At 65.8% G+C, this 17,446-nt stretch carries 19 protein-coding genes; 15 read left to right on the forward strand and 4 right to left on the reverse strand.

Annotated elements, in window-relative coordinates:
• Positions 1–221 (reverse strand): SDR family NAD(P)-dependent oxidoreductase (locus tag AB4Z32_RS13335; RefSeq protein WP_442122331.1); only part of this gene is annotated, 221 nt, incomplete at its 3' end.
• A 191-nt stretch (positions 222–412) separates the two neighbouring features.
• Between AB4Z32_RS13335 and flhF the strand changes: the two genes are divergently transcribed.
• From flhF to AB4Z32_RS13370, 7 genes are all read left to right on the forward strand, one after another.
• Positions 413–1,912, forward strand: coding sequence for a flagellar biosynthesis protein FlhF (gene flhF / locus AB4Z32_RS13340; RefSeq protein ID WP_442122332.1), 1,500 nt, complete (start codon positions 413–415; stop codon positions 1,910–1,912).
• Positions 1,905–2,774, forward strand: coding sequence for a MinD/ParA family ATP-binding protein (locus AB4Z32_RS13345; RefSeq protein ID WP_442122481.1), 870 nt, complete (start codon positions 1,905–1,907; stop codon positions 2,772–2,774). The genes flhF and AB4Z32_RS13345 overlap by 8 nt, the downstream gene beginning before the upstream one ends.
• Before the next feature lie 20 nt (positions 2,775–2,794).
• The gene (locus AB4Z32_RS13350; protein WP_442122333.1) at positions 2,795–3,523 is read left to right on the forward strand and encodes an RNA polymerase sigma factor FliA; all 729 of its coding nucleotides are present in this window, start codon (positions 2,795–2,797) and stop codon (positions 3,521–3,523) included.
• Positions 3,514–4,257 (forward strand): flagellar motor protein, encoded by a 744-nt coding sequence (locus AB4Z32_RS13355; RefSeq protein WP_442122334.1) that lies wholly within the window; start codon positions 3,514–3,516, stop codon positions 4,255–4,257. The genes AB4Z32_RS13350 and AB4Z32_RS13355 overlap by 10 nt, the downstream gene beginning before the upstream one ends.
• A gap of 13 nt (positions 4,258–4,270) precedes the next feature.
• The gene (gene motD, locus AB4Z32_RS13360) at positions 4,271–5,014 is read left to right on the forward strand and encodes a flagellar motor protein MotD (RefSeq protein ID WP_442122335.1); all 744 of its coding nucleotides are present in this window, start codon (positions 4,271–4,273) and stop codon (positions 5,012–5,014) included.
• A 69-nt stretch (positions 5,015–5,083) separates the two neighbouring features.
• Entirely contained in the window at positions 5,084–5,572 is a 489-nt protein-coding gene (locus AB4Z32_RS13365; RefSeq protein WP_442122336.1) for a hypothetical protein, read from the forward strand.
• Positions 5,573–6,234: 662 nt separating this feature from the next.
• Positions 6,235–8,805 carry an EAL domain-containing protein gene (locus AB4Z32_RS13370; RefSeq protein WP_442122337.1) on the forward strand — a complete coding sequence of 857 codons (2,571 nt, stop codon included), beginning with the start codon at positions 6,235–6,237 and terminating at the stop codon, positions 8,803–8,805.
• Positions 8,806–8,857: 52 nt separating this feature from the next.
• On the opposite strand, the gene AB4Z32_RS13375 is transcribed toward AB4Z32_RS13370, so the two are convergent.
• From AB4Z32_RS13375 to flgA, 3 genes are all read right to left on the reverse strand, one after another.
• Positions 8,858–9,325 carry a flagella synthesis protein FlgN gene (locus AB4Z32_RS13375; RefSeq protein WP_442122338.1) on the reverse strand — a complete coding sequence of 156 codons (468 nt, stop codon included), beginning with the start codon at positions 9,323–9,325 and terminating at the stop codon, positions 8,858–8,860.
• A 7-nt stretch (positions 9,326–9,332) separates the two neighbouring features.
• On the reverse strand, positions 9,333–9,647 hold the full coding sequence (gene flgM, locus AB4Z32_RS13380) for a flagellar biosynthesis anti-sigma factor FlgM (protein WP_442122339.1): 315 nt from the start codon (positions 9,645–9,647) through the stop codon (positions 9,333–9,335).
• A gap of 89 nt (positions 9,648–9,736) precedes the next feature.
• A complete protein-coding gene (flgA, locus tag AB4Z32_RS13385) occupies positions 9,737–10,438 on the reverse strand; it encodes a flagellar basal body P-ring formation chaperone FlgA (RefSeq protein ID WP_442122340.1) in 702 nt (233 codons plus the stop codon).
• 163 nt (positions 10,439–10,601) lie between these two features.
• Here flgA and flgB point away from each other — a divergent pair, with 163 nt between their 5' ends.
• From flgB to AB4Z32_RS13425, 8 genes are all read left to right on the forward strand, one after another.
• Positions 10,602–11,027 carry a flagellar basal body rod protein FlgB gene (flgB, locus tag AB4Z32_RS13390; RefSeq protein ID WP_442122341.1) on the forward strand — a complete coding sequence of 142 codons (426 nt, stop codon included), beginning with the start codon at positions 10,602–10,604 and terminating at the stop codon, positions 11,025–11,027.
• Positions 11,028–11,029: 2 nt separating this feature from the next.
• On the forward strand, positions 11,030–11,431 hold the full coding sequence (gene flgC, locus AB4Z32_RS13395) for a flagellar basal body rod protein FlgC (RefSeq protein ID WP_442122342.1): 402 nt from the start codon (positions 11,030–11,032) through the stop codon (positions 11,429–11,431).
• An 18-nt stretch (positions 11,432–11,449) separates the two neighbouring features.
• On the forward strand, positions 11,450–12,166 hold the full coding sequence (locus tag AB4Z32_RS13400; protein ID WP_442122343.1) for a flagellar hook assembly protein FlgD: 717 nt from the start codon (positions 11,450–11,452) through the stop codon (positions 12,164–12,166).
• A 16-nt stretch (positions 12,167–12,182) separates the two neighbouring features.
• Positions 12,183–13,709, forward strand: a complete 1,527-nt coding sequence (locus AB4Z32_RS13405) for a flagellar hook protein FlgE (RefSeq protein WP_442122344.1) — start codon at positions 12,183–12,185, stop codon at positions 13,707–13,709.
• Between the two features lie 215 nt (positions 13,710–13,924).
• Positions 13,925–14,665 carry a flagellar basal-body rod protein FlgF gene (gene flgF / locus AB4Z32_RS13410; protein WP_442122345.1) on the forward strand — a complete coding sequence of 247 codons (741 nt, stop codon included), beginning with the start codon at positions 13,925–13,927 and terminating at the stop codon, positions 14,663–14,665.
• Between the two features lie 61 nt (positions 14,666–14,726).
• Positions 14,727–15,509 carry a flagellar basal-body rod protein FlgG gene (flgG, locus tag AB4Z32_RS13415; protein WP_442122346.1) on the forward strand — a complete coding sequence of 261 codons (783 nt, stop codon included), beginning with the start codon at positions 14,727–14,729 and terminating at the stop codon, positions 15,507–15,509.
• Positions 15,506–16,156 carry a flagellar basal body L-ring protein FlgH gene (locus tag AB4Z32_RS13420; RefSeq protein WP_442122347.1) on the forward strand — a complete coding sequence of 217 codons (651 nt, stop codon included), beginning with the start codon at positions 15,506–15,508 and terminating at the stop codon, positions 16,154–16,156. Before flgG ends, AB4Z32_RS13420 begins: the two co-directional genes overlap by 4 nt.
• A 172-nt stretch (positions 16,157–16,328) precedes the next feature.
• Positions 16,329–17,435, forward strand: coding sequence for a flagellar basal body P-ring protein FlgI (locus AB4Z32_RS13425; RefSeq protein ID WP_442122348.1), 1,107 nt, complete (start codon positions 16,329–16,331; stop codon positions 17,433–17,435).
• Positions 17,436–17,446: the final 11 nt, after the last annotated feature.

Raw genomic sequence — 17,446 nt, forward strand, 5'->3', positions numbered from 1 at the left:
ACCTTGTGCGCGCCGAACGCGGCTTCCATCGCCGCGCGGTCGCGGATGTCGGCCTCGACGAATTCGAAAGCCTTCCCCGTGATGCGAGTCACCCGTTCCTGCACGGAACGGTTGGCGTTGGACAGGTTGTCGACCACCACCACCTCGTGACCTGCGTTCTGCAGTTCAACCACGGTGTGCGAACCGATATAACCCATGCCGCCGGTAACCAGAATCTTCATCAATACACTTCTTTCTAAATAGTTTTGTAAATATTTGCAAGGCACGGAGAAATAGGCAGATTTCCTTGCCCTTTTCGAAGGATGCTTTCCTCCAGGCATCGTCAATAATTGTAACGTGAATGAGCCACTGCGCCCGCCGACCAATAGCGACCGACTGACGTAACACCTGCCTGCAAGAGCGGAGACCAACGATGAACGTGAAGAAATTTACAGCCCCGACTTCCCGTGAGGCCCTGCGCAAAGTGCGTGATGCCCTGGGACCGGACGCGGTCATCCTGTCGAACCGCCCGGTGGACGGCGTGGTCGAGATCCTGGCGCTGGACAACGACGACGTCGCCTCGCTGGCTTCGCCGGCGCCGGAGTCGGAAATGGCGGCCCCGCGCCCCCAGCTGAACCATCTGGACGATGCGCCGGCGGCACCAGCGGCCCGCACGCTGCATGCAGCGGGCCGTATCGACGGACCGGCACCGCGCCCCTACAGCGCGCCGTCATTCGAAGTCCCGGCCGAGCCGGCAGCAGCAGCGCCCCGCACGCCGATGGCCCGCCCGGCCATGCCGTCCTTCCACGACCTGGAAGAACCGGCCCCGCAAACCTACGCCAACCGCCGCGCCCCGCAGCCGGAAGCGCCAGCCTTCGACATGGCCGCGATGACGGCCATGATGTCGGCCGCGATCGCCCAGGCCAAGGAATCGGCAGCAAGCGCGGCTGCCAGCGCCGCCGCCGCCGAGATGCAGGGCATGATGAGCGAGCTGCGCGCGATGCGCGGCATGATGGAATCGCAGCTGTCCGAGCTGTCCTGGGGCAGCACCCAGCAGCGCGAGCCGCAGAAGGCCGCCGTGCTGCGCGAGATGCTGGGCGCCGGCTTTTCGGCCAGCCTGTCGCGCTATCTTGTAGACAAGCTCCCGGCCGGCAAGGATGCCGCCGAATCGCTCCGCTGGATCAAGACCGTCCTGGCGCGCAACATCACCACCATGAGCGACGAAGACGCCATCCTCGACCGCGGCGGCGTGTTCGCCCTGGTCGGCCCGACCGGCGTCGGCAAGACCACCACCACCGCCAAGCTGGCGGCGCGCTGCGTGATGCGCCACGGCGCGGAAAAGCTGGCCCTGATCACCACCGACGCCTACCGTATCGGCGGCCACGAGCAGCTGCGCATCTACGGCAAGATCCTCGGCGTGATGGTGCACTCGGTGAAGGACGAGGCCGACCTGCGGATCGCCCTGAAAGAGCTTCGCAACAAGCATACCGTGCTGATCGATACCATCGGCATGTCGCAGCGCGACCAGATGGTGACCGAACAGGTGGCCATGCTGACGGAGAGCGGCGCCAACGTGCAGCGCCTGCTGTGCCTGAACGCGACCTCGACCAACGAGACCCTGAACGAAGTGGTGCGCGCCTACCAGGGCAGCGGCCTGGCCGGCTGCATCATGACCAAGCTGGACGAAGCCGCTTCGATCGGCGGTGTACTGGACGTGATGATCCGCCAGAAGCTGAACCTGTATTACGTGTCGACCGGCCAGCGCGTGCCGGAAGACCTGCACCTGGCCGACCGCGCCATGCTGGTCGACCGCGCCTTCCGCAACAAGAAGGAGGCCGCGGCCCAGTTTTCCGACGCCGACCTGCCGCTGATGATGGCCGGCCTCGGCAACCTGAACAGCGACCGTTCGCTGCGCGAGGTGTATGTTGGCTAGTTTCGACTTCGACCAGGCCGAAGGCCTGCGGCGGATGCTGGCCGGCCCCAAGCCGCGCATCGTGACCTTCCTTTCGGCGACCCCGCAGGACGACAAGGGCGCCATGCTGATCAACCTCGGCGCCTCGCTGGCGCAGAGCGGCAACGACGTGCTGATCGTCGACGCCTGCGAGCGCGACTACGGCGTGGCCCGGCGCCTGGGCGTGGACCGCGGTCCCGGCCTGCTGCAGGTGGCGCGCCAGGAGTGTGCGCTGAACCAGGTGATCCATCCGGCGCCGCAGGGCTTTTCGGTGGTGACGATGAATAGCGTCGTTCCCGCGGAGGCGGGAACCCAAGTTCCTGTGAGTGGCCGGGGACGCCAGCAAACTTGGCCCCCCGCCTACGCGGGGGCGACGGAGGATGCGCGCCGCCTGGCGAAAACCTTCGACGTGCTGGTCAAGCAGGCGGCCGGCAGCATCGTCATCGTCGACGGCGAATTCAGCGAGGAGGGCGGCTTTCCGGTGCCGATCATGGCCTCGTCGGAGATCGTGGTCCAGGTCTCGACCGGCGCGACATCCATCACGAATGCCTATGCCTTGATCAAGCGCCTGTCCCAGCATCTGGGCCGCCGTCCCTTCGGTATCCTTGTCACCGGCGCTACCGAAGCCGAGGCGAAGGTGGTATACGATAATATGTCATCAGCGGCAACACGTTACCTGGCGGTAACACTCAATTCGATGGGTTCCGTACCCGCCGACGAGTACCTGCACCGCGCCGCACGCCTCGGGCGGGCCGTGGTCGACGCTTTCCCGCTGGCGGGCGCTTCGGTGGCATTCCGCCGCCTGGCCGGCCGTTTTGCGACAGGCATGAGCCACGCGGCATAAGAGAATACGAATAAGCAAAAATGTACACGGTTAAAGGGAAAGCGGACAAGAATCACTTGCTGACGGAGCATATGCCGTTGGTGAAGCGTCTCGCCCACCAGATGAAGGCGAAGCTGCCGCCGTCCGTCGAAGTCGATGACCTGGTACAGGCAGGCATGATCGGCCTGCTCGATGCGATCGGCCGCTACGAAGAGAACCACGGCGCCCAGTTCGAGACCTATGCGGTACTGCGGATCCGCGGCGCCATGCTCGACGAACTGCGCAGCAGCGACTGGATGCCGCGCTCGACCCGCCAGAACATGCGCAAGGTGGAGCAGGCGATGGCCGCGCTGCAGCAGCAGCTCGGCCGTCCGCCCAGCGAATCCGAAGTGGCGAAATCGCTCAAGCTGCCGCTGGCCGACTACCAGGAGATGCTGGGCGATTCCGGCGGCCACCAGCTGCTCTATTACGAAGACTTCCACAGCGGCGAAGGCGACGAGGGCAGCGACAGCTTCCTCGACCGCTATGCCGTCGACGAGGACGACCCGCTGCGCGCGCTGATGGAAACCGACTTCCGCCAGGCCGTGATCGACGCCATCGACGCCTTGCCGCCGCGCGAAAAACTGCTGATGGGCCTGTATTACGAGGAAGAGCTGAACCTCAAGGAGATCGGTGCGGTGATGGGCGTGTCGGAGTCGCGCGTCTCGCAGCTGCACAGCCAGGCCGTGGCCCGCCTGCGCGCCTACCTGCGGGAGCGCGCGTGGACATAGCCAGCCTGCTCGGGCTGCTGCTGGCGATCGCCGGCATCATCGTCGGCCACACTCTCGACGGCGGCAAGTTCTCCTCGCTGGTGCAGCCGGCCGCGTTCGCGATCGTGGTGGTCGGTACCTTCGGCGCCGTCCTGCTACAGACCAGGAAATCCGCCTTCATCCGCGGCCTGCGCATGCTGCGCTGGGTGTTCGCGCCGCCGCCCGACCGCCGCCAGCACCTGGCGCGCGAAATCCACCTGTGGAGCCTGTCGGCGCGCCGCGACGGCCTGCTGTCGCTGGAACAGTACATGGCGAAGGCCGATCCCTTCATCCAGAAGGGCCTGCGCCTGGTGATCGACGGCATCCATCCGGACAAGCTGCGCAGCCTGCTGGAAACCGAGATTAACAGCTACGAGATGCGCGAGCGCCAGGCCGCCCGCATCTGGGAGGCGGCGGCCGGCTATGCGCCGACGGTCGGCATCCTGGGCGCCGTGCTGGGCCTGATCCACGTGATGGAAAACCTGAGCGACCCCTCGCGCCTGGGCGCCGGCATCGCGGTCGCCTTCGTCTCCACGGTGTACGGCGTGGGCTTGGCCAACCTGCTGTTCCATCCGGTGGGAAATAAACTCAAAGGGATCGTCGCCGAGCGCGTGCTGCAGTACGAGATCCTGACCGACGTGTTCCACGACCTCGCCACCGGCGACACCACCCGCGTGCTCGAAGAACGCATCGCCTGCCTGATGGCGCAGCACTGATCGGGCCGGGCACATGGCGCGCCGCAAACCCTTCGTCGAAGACAGCGAGAACCACGAGCGCTGGCTGATCTCCTACGCCGATTTCATCACCCTGTTGTTCGCCTTCTTCGTCGTGATGTACGCGGTCTCGGTGGTCAACGTCGGCAAGTACAAGGTGCTGTCGGACGCCCTCGGCGACGCCTTTGGCGGGCGCGGCGCCGCCACGAAAATCAATCCCTCGGTCGAAACCGACCCCTTGCCGCTGCCGCTGGCGAACATCATCGCGCACAAGCGTGCGGAGGCGGCCAAACGCGAGCGCGAGCGCCTCGACCTGCTGGCGCGCAAGCTCGACAGCGTGCTGGCGCCGCTGGTCAACAGCGGCAAGGTGCGCGTCACCCGCAACGCCCGCGGCATCACCATCGAGATCAACGCCAGCGTGCTGTTCGACGAGGGCGACGCCGGCCTCACTGGCAATGCGCGTGAAACCCTCGCCACCGTGGCCGGCCTGCTGAAGGACGACCCGCATGCGATCGAGGTCGAGGGCCACACCGACACCACCCCGATCGCCAACGCGGCCTTCCCCTCGAACTGGGAGCTGTCGGCGGTGCGCGCCACGACCGTGGTGCGGCTGTTCATCGAGAACGGGGTGGCGGAGCGCCGCCTGGCGGCGATCGGGCGCGGCGCCAACCAGCCGATCGCGCCCAACGACGATCCCGTCGGGCGCGCGCGCAACCGGCGCGTGGCCGTCACCATCCTGGCCGGGACCGGCACGGAGTAATCCACCCTGCGCACGCTTGGCATTTCAGCCATGCCGGAGCACAATCGTTCAACCCGACAGGAGATGTCGATGCGCAGACGAACGATGCTGTGCGCCGCGCTGTGGCTCATGACGGCCACCGCCGCGCGCGCCGATGGAGGAGAACTGATGAATGTGCATGCGAGCCTGAGCGTCGACGCCAGGCATGACAAGGTGCTGGTGACGTTCAGGATCGAGAACCGCGGCGAGCGCAGGGTCGGCCTGCCGCGCGAGATCGCGGCGGATACCGAACTGGCGCGTCGCCTGTTCGACCTGCGCGAGCATCCCGGCGAGGCGCCGGTGCCGTACACGGGCCGCATGGTCAAGCGCGGCCCCTTGACCCTGGACGACTACGTCGAGCTGGCGCCGCACTCGGCCCACGCGCACACCATCGACATCACCCATGCCTACGCCTTCCGGCCCGGCACGCACACCTATGTGATCCGTTACGAGGGCAGCGCGCTGGCGGACGTGCGCCAGCTCGACTCCGCGGCCGATATCAAGACCGACGCGGTCATGTTCAGCCATACCCAGAAATAGGATGCCCAGGTAGCGCACCGGCAGGCCGTCGCGCGTGACCTCGAACAGCGGGGCCTCGATGGCGCCGAACGGCGTTTGCCACTTCAGCAGGTATTGGGTGGCCGCGGTCGCGTTGGTGACGCTGACGTCGACCACCACGTTGTCGCTCTTCGCCAGGTTCTGGCGTTCCGGCGCGACCCGGATCGTGACGTCGGCGGCCGCCGTCGCGGCGCCGGACGCGGCCAGCAGGCCCGTTGCCAGCGCCGCCCCGATGATCGTTTTCCAGTCCATGTTTCCTCCCTCTGCTTGTCCAAAAAACGGTTGTAGCAAGCCGGACGCCCGGGAATATTGCCGTGCCGCAAGAAACCACACGATGAGTGAGGCTTTAGCGCAACGGATTGATTGTTTGTCACAGATTAGGTTTCTTGGTGCAGTGCACGATTGTTAGAATGTAATGATGCTGGAAGAACATATGAGTTTCACGACAGAAATTCCCGCGTCCTGACCGCTCTTGCGCTGCCCAAACAACGCGCGTAACTGACCCACGAGATGCGTCCCACAGCACCCCCGAACCACCGCGCTTGCGCCTGCCGCGGTGGCTGCCGCATTAGCGCGCCCGATGGGCGCAACCATCGTCGGGCGCATTCATCGAACATGGGTTTATGAGCGGATCAGACAATTCAGTGGCAGCGATCGCAAGCGAGATCGGACTGGACGAGCGCGAGATCGCGGCGCGCAAGCGCTTCCTCGAACTGGGCGGGGAAGACGAGGCCCTGCTGCGCGAAGTGCACGCCCTCACCGGCGCCGACGGCGCCTCCTTTTCCGAAGCCTTCTACAACCACCTGCTGGAGTTCGGCGAACTGCGCGCGCTGCTGAAGGACGATGCCGTCATGGCGCGCCTGCACGACACCCTGAGCGTGTATTTCCACAGCCTGACCGCCGGCGACTACGGCCCGGACTACGTGCACGACCGCCTGCGCGTCGGCGTGGTACACCAGAGCATCGGCCTCGAGCCGAAGTGGTATATCGGCGCCTACCGCAAATACCTGGCCGAGATGATTCCGCTGCTGTGGGAGCGCTTGAAAGGCGATCCGGCGCGCTTCGGCGCCGCCTACAAGGCGGTGTTGAAGGTGGTTGCCTTCGATATCGGCCTGGCCCTGGACACCTACGGCCACGCCGGCCAGCGCAGCGTCCTGCAGTACAAGAACTACCTGGAGCAGGTCATCGACGGCATGCCGGCCGGCCTGCTGGTGGTCGACGCCGGACTCCGCGTCCGCTCGATCAACGCCACCATGAGCGCCATGCTCGGCGTTCCCGAGGACGTGCTCGGCGCCCACCCCGAACTCGAAGCCTTGATTCCGGCGCCGGAACTGGGCGAGCGGGTGACGGCCGCGCTGCGCACCAGCGCGCCGCAGGATGCGGTGGTGGTGCCGGTGTACGGCCACGCGGACGGCGTGCGCTGGTTCGAGTTCAACATCCGCCGCACCCGCCAGGCCGGCGACGAGCTGCTGCTCCTGATCGGCCAGGACGTCACCTTCCGCCGCCAGGCCAGGCTGCGCCTGCAGGAGAGCGAGGAGTTCTTTCGACTGACCTTCAGCCAGGCCGCGGTCGGCATCGCGCTGCTGTCGCGCGAAGGGCGCTTCCTGCGCGTGAACCGCAGGCTGTCGGGTATCGTCGGCTATACCGAGATCGAACTGCTGCAGCGCTTCTTCCACCAGATCACCCATCCGGACGAGCTGGATGAGGACAAATCCCTGGTGGCGCGCCTGGTGGCAGGAGAAGTCCGCGACTTCCAGCGCGAGACGCGCTACCTGTGCAAGGACGGGCGCGAGGTCTGGGTGGCGCTGAGCGCCTCGACCATGCGCGAAGCCGCCTCCGGCCAGCTGCGCCTGATCGTCGCGGTCGAGGATATCTCGCGCCGCAAGCAGGCCGAGGAAGCGCTGCTGCGCATGGCCAGCCACGACGCCCTGACCGGACTGCCGAACCGGCTATTGCTGCAGGACCGCCTGGTGCAGGCGATCGCCCAGGCCCAGCGCGCGCGCCGTCAGGTCGGGGTGATGTTCATCGACCTCGACCGCTTCAAGCACGTCAACGACAGCCTTGGCCACGAGGCCGGCGACCAGCTGATCGTCGAGATCGCGCGCCGCCTGTCCGGCGTGCTGCGCGAGAGCGACACCGTGGCGCGCCAGGGCGGCGACGAATTCGTGGTGGTGCTGGCGGACCTGGCCGGGCCGGACGATGCCGCGCTGGTGGCGTCCAAGCTGCTCGAGAGCCTGTTCCAGCCGCTGGCGCTGTGCGGCCAGGAGGTGTTCCCGTCGGGGAGCATCGGCATCGCCATGTACCCGGGCGACGGGTGCGACAGCGAAGCCCTGCTGAAGGCGGCCGACAGCGCCATGTACCGCGCCAAGGGCAGCGGCGGCAACCATTACGCCTTCTATGCGGCCGATCTCGCCGTCAAGGCCGAGCAGCACCTGCGCATCGAGAACGGCCTGCAGCGCGGCCTGCTGCGCGGCGAGTTCCTGCTGCATTACCAGCCCCAGGTCGATGCCGACAGCGGGCGCATCGTCGGCATCGAGGCGCTGCTGCGCTGGCAGCCGGACGGCGGTCCGATGGTGGCGCCGGGCGACTTCATTCCGCTGGCCGAGGAAACCGGCCTGATCGTACCGATCGGCGAGTGGGTGCTCGAGGAGGCGCTGCGCCAGCAGGCGCGCTTTGCGGAACTGACCGGCGGCGCGCCGCCGCGCATGAGTGTGAACATGTCGGCGCGCCAGTTCCGCGAGCGCGACGTGGCGGCCAACGTCGAGCGCCTGCTGCGGGAAACCGGCTGCGAACCGTCCTGGCTGACGCTGGAGATCACGGAAAGCGTTCTGATGGAGAACCCGGCCGCGGCCGCCGACACCATGGAGCGCCTCTCTGGCATGGGCGTGCACCTGGCCGTCGACGACTTCGGCACCGGCTACTCGAGCCTGGCCAACCTGAAACGCTTCCCGATCCACTGCCTGAAGATCGACCGTTCCTTCGTGTCCGACATCGCCGGCAGCGACGCCACCGAAGGCGATGACGCCGCCATCGTCAAGGCGGTGATCGCACTGGCGCAGTCGATGAAGCTGGAGGTGATCGCCGAAGGCGTGGAAAGCGCCGCCCAGCTGGACTTCCTGGGCGCGCATGGCTGCAGCCGGATGCAGGGCTTCTACTTCAGCCGGCCGGTGACGGCGGAGCGGGTGGAGGAGTTACTGAGGGAGCAGGGCGGCTGATCGTCGTGCCGGGCATTGCCCGCCCCGACGGTGATTTCGCGGGACGGCGGAATTAGCCGACCACGAACCGCCGCGAAGGCCCCGACCCCAGCGCCTGGCCGGCCGGGCCGTACACGGCGGCGCCGGCCGAAGCGGGGCGCAGTTCGTTCAGCATGTTCTGGGTGTGCGCCAGCTGCTTGTTGACCAGCATGCTGTTGACGCGATTGAGTTCCTTGGCTTCGCGCGTGAGTTCGAGCAGGCGGTTCCAGTCGGCGCGCACGTCGGCGTTGCCGCCCACCGCCAGCCAGGGCTCCATGCCGGTCTCGCCGGCGGGGAAGCCGGCGGTGCCGAGCGCCTTGTGGCGCAGTCGTGCCAGCTCGGCCGCTTTCTGTGCCAGCTGCAGCTTCTTCGGGGTAATGTTGGCGAGGCCATCGGCATCCGCATCGATCAGGAACTGCTGTTCCGATTTCATCAGCTCCACGATGGAGCCGATCAGTTGCTGTTCGTCGCGCAGCGTTGCGCCGGGGGATGCAATGGCCATGTCTTATCTATCGTTTGCGGGAGTGCAGCAGGTCGCGTACCGTTTCCAGCAGGCCATCCGCCACTTTCTCCGAATTTACCTGGAACTGGCCATCCGCGATGGCCGCCTTGATGCGCTCGACTTTCTTGGCGTCGAACACCTGATTCGTACCGCCGGCAGCCAGCGCCTGGCCCTGCGAGGACAGGCGCACGGTGTCGGATGCTGCGGGCGTGGTCGCGCTGGCAACGGCAGCCGCCGCGTTGTCGGCGCTTTTCGCGTTGGCGGGCGGCGTATTGTTCGCCTGAACGCCTGCGTTGTTCTTGAGGGTATCGTTGATTTTCACAGCATTATCCTTTGCAGTTCGGAACAGAAAGCCCGGGATCTGCATTCTGTAACGGCCTGGCTGCCGAAAACTTTAGGATACTCTCAAGCTCAAAACGCGACTTCCACCAGGCCGCCGGCCTTCGCCGTCCCGCTGACCACCGTGCCGGACGCCGTGCGCACCTGTACCACCTGGCCTTCGCCGGCGGTGCCGATCGCGCGGCCCTCGGACGACACCGAAAAACCGTTACCGGTCAAGACCAGGCGTACCGCCTGGTTCTGCTGCACCACCGGCTTGCTGCGCAGAGTGTCCAGGCGCAGCGGCGTGCCGGCCGCCAGCGAGACGGTCGGGGTGCGCCCGATCGCCTGCGCCATGTCGGTGATGATTCCGTTCGGCATCGCCGCGATGTCGCCTTTTACCAACATCAGCTGGCCTTGCTCGACCGGCTGGCCCTGGGCCAGCGGCACCGCCGCCGCCACGTAGTCCGCCTTCACGTTCACCTGGGCCTGTACATAGATGGTCCAGTTCGACGGCGCCGTGCAGCGCACCCCGACCGTGGTCTTGCCCCAGGCGCGCGCGCCCGGCTGCAGGAAGGCTTCGGGCGCCGGACAGCTGGCCAGCGCGGTGCGGGCGTCGACCGCGCCCACCTTCACCGAGACTTCGCCCGGCAGGCCGGCGGTCTGGGTCAGCAGGAACTGCTCGACCACGGCGCGCAGCGCGTTCACGTTCTGGACGCCGGTCGCGGCCGCGGCAAGGCCGGGCAGGGCGAGCAGAGGAGCGGCCAACAGGGAGACAAACAGGGTGCGGAGCATGGGAAAAAGGCTTGCGAGGAGATTCGATGCTGCCATCTTAGGCGTCCCGATCCGGTACTGAAACCTGGAATAGCCGCGGTTTGGGTCTCTTTATTGCCCGATTGGAAGACTCAACAGGCCCGTATGATCGATGCTGTCCAATAAGTGAAGGCCCGGAGGCGGCATGATCGGCAAACTCGACGATTACCTGCGTTTTAACGAAACGGCGCTGAGCCTGCGCTCGCAGCGCCAGGAACTGCTGGCGTCCAATATCGCGAACGCCGATACGCCCAATTACAAGGCGCGCGACATCGATTTTTCGAACGCGCTGCAGAGCGCGCTGTCACGCGGTGCCCAGCAGGGCGGGCTGGCCACCACCGCCCAGGGCCATATCGCCAACGGCCCGGTGGCGGCGGACGGCAAGGCGCTGACGGACGGCACGCCGGTGCTGTACCGCAACGTATCCCAGGGCGCGGTCGACGGCAACACGGTCGACATGGACACCGAGCGCACCCAGTTCGCCGACAACGGGCTGCGTTACGAAGCCGGCATCACCATGATCAACCACCAGATCCGCAACCTGCTCGCCGCCATCCAGGGAGGCCAGTAACCATGTCGCTATTTAACGTATTCAATGTCGCCGGTTCGGCGATGAGCGCCCAGTCGCAGCGCCTGAACACCACCGCCAGCAACCTGGCGAATGCCGACAGCGCCACCAGCGCCACCGGCGAAGCCTACCGCGCCAAGCAGGTCGTGTTCGAGGCCGTGCCGGTGGCGTCCGGCTCCACCGGCGTCAAGGTGCGCGAAGTGGTGGACGATCCGTCGCCGATGAAGCAGGTGTACGACCCGAAGAATCCGCTGGCCGACGGCAAAGGCTATGTGACGATGCCGAACGTGAACGTGGTCGACGAGATGGTCAACATGCTGTCGGCATCGCGCTCCTACCAGACCAACGTCGAAACCATGAACGCGGCCAAGACCATGCTGCTCAAGACCCTGACGATCGGTCAGTAACACTGAAAGCCCCTATCCATGACCACCGTGAATACCAATACCGGATCGACCACCACCATCAACGACCTGATGGCGACCATGAACGGCAAGCCCGCGGCCACCAGCGGCGACAGCGTGCAGGCCGATACCGACAAGTTCATGACCCTGCTGGTCACCCAGCTGAAGAACCAGGATCCGCTGAACCCGCTCGACAACGCCCAGGTCACCAGCCAGCTGGCGCAGTTGCAGACCGTGACCGGCGTGAACAAGCTGAACGAGACCCTGAACTCGCTGAAATCCAGCTACCAGAGTTCGGAAGCGATGCAGGCGACCAGCCTGATCGGCCACGGCGTGCTGGTCGACGGCAGCAACGTGACCCTGTCGAGCAGCAAGGGCATCCTCGGCGTGGAACTGGGCACCGACGCCGACAGCGTGAAGGTCGACATCATGGACAAGAACGGCAAGATCGTGCAGTCCATGGACCTGGGCAAGCAGAAGGCCGGCGTGATTCCGCTGGCGTGGGACGGCGTCCCCGATGCCACCAAGCTCGACAGCAACGGCAAGCCGATCACCTTGGCCGACGGCAATTACACCTTCCAGGTCACCGCGACCAAGGGCGCGGACAAGCTGAGCGACGCCAAGACGCTCTCCTTCGACAGCGTGGCTTCGGTCACCACCAACAGCACCGACGGCGTCAAGCTGAACCTGCCCGGCAAGGGTGGAGTTGCGCTGGCCGACATCAAGCAAGTCTTGTAAATTCTAGGAGCAGAACATGTCTTTCCAACAGGGCCTGAGCGGCTTGAACGGCGCCGCGAAATCGCTGGACGTCATCGGTAACAACATCGCCAACGCCAGCACGGTCGGCTTCAAGGGCTCGACCACGCAGTTCGCCGACGTCTACGCGCGTTCGCTGAACGGCGCGGGCGGCAACCAGGCCGGTATCGGCGTGGCCGTGGCCGGCATCGCCCAGCAGTTCACCCAGGGCAATATCGAGACCTCGAGCAATCCGCTCGACATCGCGATCAACGGCTCCGGCTTCTTCCGCACCGAGACCTCGGGCCTGGTCCAGTACACCCGCAACGGCCAGTTCTCGCTCGACAAGGGCGGCTACCTGGTGACCCCGCAGGGCGCCAACCTGACCGGCTACGGCGTCGGCCCCAGCGGCCAGATCCTGGCGGGCTCGCCGACGCCCCTGCAGATCAGCACCGCCGACCTGAAGCCGGTGCCGACGTCGAAGGTCGACACCTCGCTGAACCTGGATTCGCGCGCCACCCCGCCGACCAACTTCCCGTTCAATGCCGACGACCCGACCACCTACAACAAGCAGACCCCGGTCGATGTCTACGACACGCTGGGCAACGCGCATGTGATGTCGCTGTACTACGTGAAGACCGGCGCCGGTACCTGGGACGTGTACGCCGGCAGCGACGGCACCGAACTGACCAACGTGAACGTGGCCGCGGCCGGGCAGCAGAACGCCGGCGTGCAGGCCGCGCGCAACACCTGGCTGACCGCCACCAAGGCGGTGCCGCCGGATGCCAACGCGATCTCGGCCGCACTGAGCGACTATGCGAGCAAGGCATCAAGCGCCGTCGTGAGCGCCGCCACCGCCGCCGGCGCCAGCCCCGCGACCATCGCCGCGATCCAGAGCGCGGCCACCAGCGCCGGCAACACCGCCGGCTACAGCCCGGACCAGATCGACAAGGACATCGCCAAGGCCGTTTCCGTGCCGTCGGTGCCGGTCGGCCACCTGAACTTCGACTCGAACGGCGCCCTGTCGGCGCAACTGATGTCGCCGCAGACGCTGCCGCTGACCGTTAACCTGCCGGTGTACCCGCCGACCGGCGCCAATGCCAGCCTGCCGATCAAGCTGAACTTTGCCGGCACCACCCAGTACGGCGCCGACACCAGCGAGAAAAAGACCACCCAGGACGGCTACACCGCCGGTCACCTGCAGCGCTTCTCGGCCGGCCAGGACGGCACCATCCTCGGCCAGTACAGCAACGGCCAGACCAAGCCGCTGGGCCAGATCGTGCTCGCCAACTTCACCAACCCGGGCGGCCTGGAACCGCTGGGCAACAACGCCTTCGCCGAAACCTCGGCCTCGGGCTCCCCGCTGGTCGGCACCCCCGACACCGGCAGCCTGGGCGTGCTGCAATCCTCGGCCACCGAAGCCTCGAACGTCGACCTGACCGCCGAGCTGGTCAACATGATCACCGCGCAACGCGTCTACCAGGCCAACGCCCAGACCATCAAGACCCAGGACTCGGTGCTGCAGACGCTGGTGAACATGCGCTAATAAAATTCGGGGTCAGAGCACATTTCGCTGGAAATTCGGGGTCAGAGCACTTTTTCCAGCAATGTGCCGCCGGCAAAAAAAGCGCGCGTCCGATGGGCGTTGCACTGGAGAGCCAGGGCCTGCATATGCTCGTTAGCTATTTCCTCAAAAAGTGCTCTGACCCCGAATTTCGACAATAAAGTGCTCTGACCCCGAATTGAAGGGACTGGAAAAACATGGATCGGTTGATTTATACGGCAGCCAGTGGCGCCAAGCACATCCTGGAACAGCAGGCGACGACGTCGAATAACCTGGCGAACCTCAGCACCACGGGTTTCCGGGCGCAGTTCGATACGTTTCGTGCCGTGCCGGTCCAGGGCGAGGGCTTGCCGACGCGGGCTTTTGTGGTCGACAACACCACTGGCGCCGATTTTTCTTCCGGTCCGCTGCAGGTGACCGGGCGCGATCTCGACGTCGCGGTCAAGGGCAAGGGCTGGATCGCGGTGCAGAATGCGGACGGCACCGAGTCGTACACGCGCAACGGTTCGCTGCAGATCAGCCCCAACGGCATCCTGCAGACCTCGAACGGCATGACCATTGCCGGCGAGGGCGGTCCGATCACGATTCCGCCGGATGTGACGGTGGCGGTGGGCAGCGACGGCACCATCTCGACCATGTCGACCACCACCACGCCGGCCGCGCCGACGGTGCTCGGCCGCCTCAAGCTGGTGAATCCGAACGAGGCCGACCTGGTGCGCGGCGACGACGGCATGTTCCGCCTCAAGGACGGCAGCAGCGCCCAGGCCGATCCCGCCGTGGCCGTGGCCGGCGGCGCCCTCGAGGGCAGCAATGTGTCGGCGGTGGACTCGATGGTGAACATGATTTCGCTGGCGCGTTCCTTCGAAACCCAAATGAGCCTGCTGAAGAACGCCGAGAATAACGCGACGAAAGCCACCCAGATCCTCGCTTTGACTTGATTGCTGCTGGGACATAATTTCATGGTGGGCGATGGGGTTCCGTCGCCGTATGGAGAACACCATGATCCGTTCCTTATTCATCGCAAAAACCGGTCTCGAAGCCCAGCAGACCAACCTCGACGTCATCACCAACAACCTCGCCAACGTCAGCACCAACGGCTTCAAGAAGTCGCGTGCGGTGTTCGAGGACCTGCTGTACCAGAACGTGCGCCAGCCCGGCGCGCAGAGTTCGCAACAGACCCAGCTGCCGTCCGGCCTGCAGATCGGTACCGGTGTGCGCACCGTCGCCACCGAGCGCATCCACACCCAGGGCAATCCCCAGCAGACCGGCAACGACAAGGACGTGATGGTCAACGGCGCCGGCTACTTCCAGGTGCTGCTGCCCGACGGCACCCAGGCCTATACCCGTGACGGCTCCTTCCAGACCGATTCCAACGGCCAGCTGGTGACCTCCAGCGGCTACGTGCTGCAGCCGCCGATCACGGTCCCGAACAATGCGCTGTCCCTGACCGTGGGCCGCGACGGCACCGTTTCCGTGACCACCCCGGGCCAGACCGCGCCGACCCAGATCGGTTCGATCCAGCTGAACACCTTCGTGAACCCGGCCGGCCTCGAATCGCGCGGCGAGAACCTGTACGTGGAAACCGGCGCCTCCGGCACCGCCAACGCCAACACTCCGGGCACCAACGGCGCCGGCGCGCTGATGCAGGGCTATGTCGAAACCTCGAACGTCAACGTGGTCGAGGAGATGGTCAACATGATCACGACCCAGCGCGCCTACGAGATCAACTCGAAGGCGATCACCACTTCCGACCAGATGCTGCAGAAGCTGGCTCAGTTATGAAACACGTTCTTAGTATCGCTGCGGCGCTGCTGGCCTTGGCCGGCTGCGCCAGCACCCCGACCTCGATCGTCAAGGGCCCGACCTCGGTGCGCCCGATGATCGCCGACGCCGGGCTGCCTTCCGAAGGTGCGATCTACAACAGCAGCAGCTTCCGCCCGATGTTCGAGGACCGCCGCGCGCGCCACATCGGCGACATCCTCACCGTCAGCATCGTCGAAAAGACCTCGGCCAACAAGAGCGGCGCCGCCACCGGCAACAAGTCGGGCAGCGCCAGCTTCGGCGTGCCGGGTCCGCTTGCCGGCAAGCTGGGTGCGAACATCTCCGCCAGCACCGCCAACAAGTATGCCGACGGCGACACCCAGAGCGCGTCGAACGCCTTCACCGGCACCATCGGCGTGACGGTCTCGGAAGTGCTCTCCAACGGCAACCTGATCGTGGTCGGCGAAAAGCAGGTCGCGATGAACAAGGGGATCGAATTCATCCGCTTCTCGGGCATGGTCAATCCGGACACCATCCAGCCCGGCAACATCGTGTCGTCGACCCTGGTGGCCGACGCCCGCGTCGAGTATCGCACCAACAGCACGATCGACCGCGCCGAGCTGACCTCGATGATGTCGCGCTTCTTCCAGTCGATGCTGCCATTTTAAATTTTTGGGGTCAGAGCCCGAATTACTCGGGTGGGCTCTGACCCCAACTGACTAATATTTGGGGGCAGAGCCCGAATTACTCGGGTGGGCTCTGACCCCAACTGACTAATATTTGGGGGCAGAGCCCGGTTCACTCGGGTGGGCTCCGACCCCAACTGACTAGACGATGACTATGAATTTCAAGCTGCTTATCCTGGCCACCGCCCTGATCGGCCCGATCCTGTCGACCCCGGCCCAGGCCGAGCGCCTGAAGGACATCGCCAGCTTCGGCGGCGTGCGCCAGAACCAGCTGTCCGGCTACGGCATCGTGGTCGGCCTCGACGGCACCGGCGACCAGACCACCCAGACGCCGTTCACCGTGCAGTCGATCATGGCGATGCTGCAGCAGAAGGGCATCAGCCTGCCGGCCGGCACCCAGCTGCAGTTGAAGAACGTGGCGGCCGTGATGGTCACCACCTCGCTGCCGGCCTTCGCCCAGCCCGGCCAGACCATCGACGTGACCGTGTCCTCGATGGGCAATGCGAAGAGCCTGCGCGGCGGCACGCTGCTCATGACGCCGCTGCAGGGCGCCGATGGCCAGGTGTATGCCATGGCCCAGGGCAACGTCCTGGTCGGCGGCGCGGGAGCCTCGGGCGGCGGCGCCTCGACCCAGGTGAATCAGCTGGCGGTGGGCCGCATCTCGGCCGGCGCCACCGTCGAACGCGCGGTGGCATCGAACCTCGGTGCCGACAACCAGGTCAAGCTGGAACTGAACACCACCGACTTCTCCACCGCCAGCCGGGTGGTCGAGGCGATCAACGACAAGTTCGGCCCCGGCATCGCCACCGCCCTGGATGGCCGCGTGATCCGCGTGCGCGTGCCGTCGTCGAGCGACCAGCGCGTGTCCTTCCTCGGCATCCTCGAGAACATGGACGTCAGGCCGTCGGAAGCCGCGGCCAAGGTGATCCTGAATGCACGTACCGGCTCGGTCGTGATGAACCGCGCGGTGACCCTGGACACCTGCGCGATCTCGCACGGCAACCTGACGGTGACGATCGGCGCCGATACCCAGGTCAGCCAGCCGCAGCCCGGTTCGCGCGGCGCCACCGTGGTGACCCAGACCCCGTCGGCCTCGGTCAAGAAGGACGCTGGTCGCGTCATCATGCTGAACAATGGCGCCTCGCTGGCCGAAGTCGTGAAGGCGATGAACGCGATCGGCGCGACCCCGCAAGACCTGCTCTCGATCCTGCAGTCGCTGAAGGCCGCCGGCTCGCTGCGCGCGGAACTCGAGATCATCTAAACAGGAAGGCA

The sequence above is a fragment of the Massilia sp. 2TAF26 genome, from assembly GCF_052115005.1.
GTDB lineage: Bacteria > Pseudomonadota > Gammaproteobacteria > Burkholderiales > Burkholderiaceae_D > Telluria.